This window comes from Microcoleus sp. B6-A1, assembly GCF_036705085.1.
Lineage (GTDB): Bacteria > Cyanobacteriota > Cyanobacteriia > Cyanobacteriales > Microcoleaceae > Microcoleus.
In genome coordinates this window covers 1-1,493 of sequence record NZ_JAUBTU010000191.1, presented here as the reverse complement: position 1 = coordinate 1,493, position 1,493 = coordinate 1, and the positions used below count along the sequence as shown (strand labels likewise).

Genomic DNA, 1,493 nt, shown 5'->3' with positions numbered 1-1,493 from the left:
TTATTATCTCCGATGATTCACTTTTACTTCCTCAATCCGCGTATGTGCCAGTTGGGGGTGCGGAATGTGGGTTATAAAGCTTGTTTGTACTGGTTAGATATTGTCGTAATACCCGGCCCTACGGAATTATATTGTTTCCCAATTCCCAATTCCCAATTCCCAATTCCCAATTCCCAATTCCCAATTCCCCATTCCTAATGACAACTGACAACTGACAACTGACCAATCTAATCAAATACGCTTAGCCGCAAAGTTTTAGCTATTTTTTCTAACAGAAATAAGCTACCGATAGAATTTCCGTCTTTATCCAGGGGCGGACTGTAAAAGCCGATCGCCCCCTGGCCCGGAATTACCGAAAGCATTGCCCCGCTAACTCCCGACTTAGCCGGCAGTCCTACCCGCAGCGCCCAGCGGCCCGATGCTTCATACAAACCGCAAGTTGCCATCAGCGCTTTGACAGTACGGCAGTTTTCCCCCATTGCTCGATCGCCAGTATTTACCAAAACCATCCCCAGCTTAGCTAAATCCTCCACATTTCCAGACAAACAGCAAACACGATTGTATGTTTCTAAAGCTATTTCCGAGTTTTGAATACAACCAGATTCTACCATTTTTAAGGCGAGATTCCAATTGTTTTGATTGGGCATTGCATTCACTGAATCGAGCATTAACTCATCAACAAATAACTGACTGTTTGCCTGTTGATTTAACCAAGTTCGCAAGTTTTGACAGCGCGACACAGCATTTTGACCGGGAATCAAAGACGCTAGGGCGATCGCCCCGCTATTAATCATCGGGTTTCTCGGCTTCCCTTGGTCTATTTCGAGTTGAGTTAGGGAATTGAAAGGCAGTTGCGAAGGCTCGCAGCCAACGCAGTCAAATACCCTTTTTTCGCCCAATTCGCACAGCAAATAAAGCAGCACAAAAGGCTTGACTACACTCATCAGCGGGAATGTTTGAGCAATGCTACCCCAGCTCATAATTTGCGCGTCAATTGCCCGAATTTGCACGGCAAACCCTTGTCTGTCGGCTTGCGCTAGGAGAGGTATGTACGCAGGGATTTGACCCGATTTACTGCGATTAATTGCCTCTTTTGCCCAAGCTTCCAGTTGTTCGGGTTGCAGGCAAGATAGTTTGCTGGTGGATATTTTCACTCTCGATTATTTATATGTTTTGAGATTTTAGATTGGCATTCCTGGCGCGATATTGAGCCAGAAACCCCGTTTATTAACAGAATTGCGTCACTTGGGCCTGCTGCGGGAAGAAACTGGGTTTCTTCGGGGATCTCAACCAAGCTCGAACTTCAGGCTAGTCAACTACCCAGCATCAAGCGGAGTACCGCCGGAGATGTGGGCTTGTATCTGAACTCCACCGCAATTCCGAGAACCTTTGCAGAATCTCAGCTTGAGTTTCACCGCCCGACACATTAGGGGATGCTGACAAGCTCCCCGTACTCGTCCAGTCCTGCCGGACAAGCAACGTTCTCATGGCAA

The 1,493-nt window shown here is 47.2% G+C and carries 2 protein-coding genes; one reads left to right on the top strand and one right to left on the bottom strand.

Translation table 11 applies throughout. The annotated features are described in order from the left end of the window. The coding region (locus QUB11_RS31120; RefSeq protein WP_333257401.1) for a hypothetical protein at positions 1-198 on the top strand (198 nt) is incomplete at its 5' end. Between the two features lie 29 nt (positions 199-227). Here QUB11_RS31120 and glsA read toward each other — a convergent pair. Continuing rightward, on the bottom strand, positions 228-1,154 hold the full coding sequence (glsA, locus tag QUB11_RS31115) for a glutaminase A (RefSeq protein ID WP_333392562.1): 927 nt from the start codon (positions 1,152-1,154) through the stop codon (positions 228-230). Positions 1,155-1,493 lie beyond the last annotated feature (339 nt).